Here is a 4,524-nt window from a genome sequence, read left to right as displayed (position 1 = left end):
GCGCACGGGACCGGCACCACCCTCGGCGATCCCATCGAGGCACAGGCGCTGATCGCCGCGTACGGACAGGACCGGGAAGAGCCGCTGCGGATCGGGTCGTTGAAGTCGAACCTCGGCCACACCGTCGCTGCCGCCGGTGTGGCCGGTGTGATCAAGATGGTCCAGGCGCTGCGGCACGAGGCGCTGCCGCGGACGCTGCACGTGGACGAGCCGTCACCCCACGTGGACTGGTCCGCGGGGTCGGTGCGGCTGCTGACCGAGCCGGAACCGTGGCGGGCCGGGGAGCGCGTTCGGCGGGCGGGTGTGTCCTCGTTCGGAATCAGCGGCACCAACGCGCACCTGATTCTGGAGGAGGCCCCTGCCCCACAGCCGACTGACGCTGCTGCTCCGACTGCTGCCCCGGCCACACCGGTTGCGCTGATGGTGTCGGGCAAGGACGAGGCCGCTCTGCGCGCGCAGGCTGCCAGGCTGCGCGCATGGCTGGTCGATCAGCCCGATGCCGACCTGGTGGATGTCGGTCGTGCGCTGGTGCGGTCACGGGCGCAACTGGAGTGGCGTGGCGCGGTCCTGGGCCCCGATCGTGAGGAGTTGCTGGCGCGCTTGAGCGTGCTGGCCGAGTCCGGCACCGGGGCCGGCGTGGTGTCCGGTGCGGTGGGCTCGGGCAGCACTGCCTTCCTGTTCACGGGGCAGGGCGCCCAGCGGGGCGGTATGGGTGCCGGGCTGTACGAGGCGTTTCCGGTGTTCGCCGCCGCCCTGGACGAGGTGTGCGCCCAGTTCGACCCGCTGCTGGGCTGCTCTCTGAAGGACGTGATGTCCGGCGGCGGCGATGTCCTAAACCGGACGGAGTTCACGCAACCCGCGCTGTTCGCCTTCGAGGTGGCGTTGTTCCGCCTGCTGGAGTCGTTCGGAGTGCGCCCCGACGTGCTGATCGGGCACTCCGTCGGCGAACTCGTCGCGGCCCATGTCGCCGGTGTGTGGTCGCTGCGGGACGCCTGCACGCTGGTGGCGGCGCGTGGCTGGTTGATGGGTGCTCTGCCCGAGGGCGGGGCGATGCTGGCGGTAGCCGCGACCGAGACCGAGGTCGTCGATGCGATCGCCGGGTTCGGCGATCGGGTGTCGATCGCCGCGGTGAACGCACCCGGGTCCGTGGTGGTCTCGGGGGACGAGGACGCCGTTGCCGAGATCGAGCGGACGTTTGCCGGGGCGGGGCGGAAGACCTCACGCCTGCGGGTGAGCCATGCGTTCCATTCGGCGCGCATGGAACCGATGCTGGCGGAATTCGCCGCTGTCGCGGAGGGCTTGACCTACCACGCCCCGCACATCGCGTTGGTGTCCGACCTGTCCGGCGAGATGGCCGGCGACGAACTGCTGGACCCGTCGTACTGGGTCCGTCAGGTCCGCGCGGCCGTGCGGTTCGCACCCGGCGTCGAAACGCTCCTCACCTCCGGCGTGCGTCGCTTCCTCGAAGTCGGCCCTGACGCGGTACTGGCGGCCATGACCCGCCAGTGCCTGCCGGAGGACGTGGAAACCAAGTCGCTGGTGGTCGCGGCGGCGCGGCGGGAGCATGACGAGGCCGAGCAGTTCCTGACCTTCCTGGCGCAGGCACACGCGGCGGGCGTGGGGGTCGACTGGAGCCCGCTGTTCGCCGGGCGTGCGGGAGCACACGTGGCGCTGCCCACCTACGCCTTCCAGCACCAGCGGTACTGGTTGCAGCCCCGGCCCGACCGGGCCGGCGACCCGTTCGGCCACCCCTTGCTGACCGGTGTGGTGCCGGTCGCGGGCAAGGACGAGTGGGTCTTCACCGGCCGGCTCTCCGTACCCGGCCAACCATGGGTCGCCGACCACATGACGTACGGCACCGTCGTGGTGCCGAGCGCGACCCTGGTCGAGTTCCTGCTCGTGGCCGGCGGCAGGATCGAATGCGGCGTCGTCGAGGAACTCACTCTGGAGGCGCCGATCCTGCCCTCCGAGGGCGACGAGGTCGAACTCCAGGTCGCCGTGCAGGAGCCGGACGCGGCAGGCAGGCGGCAGTTCACCTTCTACTTCCGCAAGAACGGTGCGGGCGAATGGGTCCGCAACGCCAGTGGCGTGCTCACCGGTGCCTGGACCGTCGGCGACACCCTGCTGGAGCGGCTGCGGGAGGAGCAGTGGCCACCGGCCGACGCCGAACCGCTGGACACCACCTGGATCCCGGAACGGATCGCGAAGGGCTCGGGACTCGAATACGGTCCCGCGTTCATCGGCGTCGAGGCCGCCTGGCAGCGGGACGAAACGGTCTTCTCCGAGATCACCCTGAACGTGGCCGCCGCACCGGAACCCGAGCTGTACGACCTGCACCCTGCGCTGCTCGACCTGGTGATGCACGCGGGCCTGGCCGGCCTCGTCTGGCACGACCAGGACAGCGATGCCGACACCGGCCGGCTGCTGTTCCGCTGGGGCGGGGCGCGACTGCACCAGCCCTTGGTGAAGGCCACGTCACTGCGGGTCCTCGCCGTGGCGAGCGGGCCGGAGACCATATCGGTCGCGGCCGTGGACGGTTCCGGACGCCCCGTGGTGTCGGTCGACGCGGTGGTGATGCGTCCCTACGACGTCAAACAGCTGCGCGGCACGCTGTCCGCCGGTGACACCGAGCTGTACCAGGTGCGGTGGGTCGATGCCCCCGCATCCGCGTCGAGCGTGCCTGCCGAGCGGATGGCGGTGCTCGGATCGACTCCGGTGACCGGAGTGGAGGCCGGATACGCCACGCCTGCGGACATCGCTGCCGCGGACGCCGTTGCGGACGTCGTGGTCTGGCACCCTTCGGACGGCCCGGCGAGCACCGCTGATCCGACGGACGTCCGGCGGCAACTGGAACACGTGCTCGCCACGGTTCAAGCATGGCTGGCCGAGGACCGGTTGGCCGACACGCGACTGGTCGCGGTGACCACGAACGGCGCCGGGCTCCAGGACGAGGCACCGGACCCGGCCGCGTCAGCGGTCTGGGGACTGCTGCGCAGCGCCCAGACCGAGCACCCCGGCCGGTTCGTCCTGATCGACCAGGAGCAGTCGGCGAGCTCGATCGACCCGGCACTCGTCGGCGCCGTCGCCGGTGCGGACGAACCGCAGGCGGCGGCCCGCGGCGGCACGCTGCTCGTGCCCCGGCTGACCAGGGCCACAGCGACACCCGAACCCGAGCCGGGGGAATGGTTCGGCACGGGCACCGTGCTGATCACCGGCGGCACCGGCGGTCTGGGCGCCCTCGTGGCACGCCACCTGGTCGCCGCGCACGGGGCCCGACGGCTGCTGCTGGTGTCCCGGCGCGGCCCCACGGCGGACGGCGCGAGCGAACTCGTGGCCGAACTGACCGAGGCCGGCGCCCATGTGCGCGTGGCGGCCTGTGATGTCGGCGACCGCACGGAACTACGGGCCCTGCTCGCCTCGATCGACCCCGATCACCCGCTGACCGCCGTGGTCCACGCGGCGGGTGTCGTCGAGGACGGCACCGTCGCCGGTCTGACGGCCGAACAGTTGGAGCGGGTCTTCACACCGAAGGCCGCCGGCGCCTGGCACCTCCACGAGCTCACCCGCGACACCGGCCTGACGGCCTTCGTGCTGTTCTCGTCCGCGGCCGCGGTGCTGGGATCGGCCGGACAGGGCAACTACGCGGCGGCCAACGGCTTCCTCGACGCGCTGGCAGGCCTGCGCCGAGCCGAAGGACTGCCCGCCACATCACTGGCCTGGGGGCCCTGGAACCAGGGCAGTGGCATGACCGGCGAACTGGACCGCAGCGCCGTCGCCCGCTGGGAGCGGCTCGGCCTGCGCCCCATCGCCGACACGGACGGCCTGCGGCTGTTCGACGAGGCCGTCGCCCGCGGCGACGCCCACCTGGTGCCGATCCGGTTCGACGCCGCCGAACTCAGGCGGGAAGCCCACGCCGATACGGTCCCGGCGATGCTGCGCGGATTCGCGCGCCGCGCTGTCACACCGACCGCGGCGTCCTCGAGCTCCCTCGCCGCCCGGTTGGGCCGGGTGCCGGAGAACAAGCGGGCCGAGGCGGTGCTGGAACTGGTACGTGAGCACGCCGCGGCGGTCCTGGGACACGGCGCGGCCGAGGACGTGGACCCCGACCGGCGGTTCGACGACCTGGGCTTCGACTCCCTCGGCGGCATCGAGTTCCGCAACCGGCTGGCCAAGGCGACCGGACTGTCGCTGCCGTCCACCCTCGTGTTCGACCACCCCTCGGCCACGGCTGTGGCAGCCCTGCTCCACGCCAAGATCGCCGGTGACGCCGGGACCCGGCCGACCCGGGCGGCGCGCCGGGCACGTGCGGACGAACCCATCGCGATCGTCGGCATGGGCTGCCGCTTCCCTGGCGGGGTGGAGACACCGGAGCAGTTGCTGCGGCTGGTCGTCTCCGGAACCGACGCCACCACGGCGTTCCCTGCCGATCGCGGCTGGGACCTGGAGCGGCTGATCGACCCGGATCCGGACAAGCCCGGCACCGTCTACAGCCGAGGCGGCGGATTCCTCAACGGTGCGGGTGAC

General features: G+C 72.2%; 1 protein-coding gene. It reads left to right on the top strand.

All coding sequences use genetic code 11. The annotated features are described in order from the left end of the window. The coding region (locus tag ACFTZL_RS41470; RefSeq protein ID WP_382594741.1) for an SDR family NAD(P)-dependent oxidoreductase at window positions 1-4,524 on the top strand (4,524 nt) is incomplete at both ends.

The sequence above is a fragment of the Streptomyces sp. NPDC056948 genome (genome assembly GCF_042674225.1).
GTDB classification, from domain to species: Bacteria; Actinomycetota; Actinomycetes; order Streptomycetales; family Streptomycetaceae; genus Streptomyces; species Streptomyces purpurascens.
The sequence above is the reverse complement of the archived record's forward strand: the minus strand, read 5'-3'. Positions and strand labels throughout refer to the sequence as shown.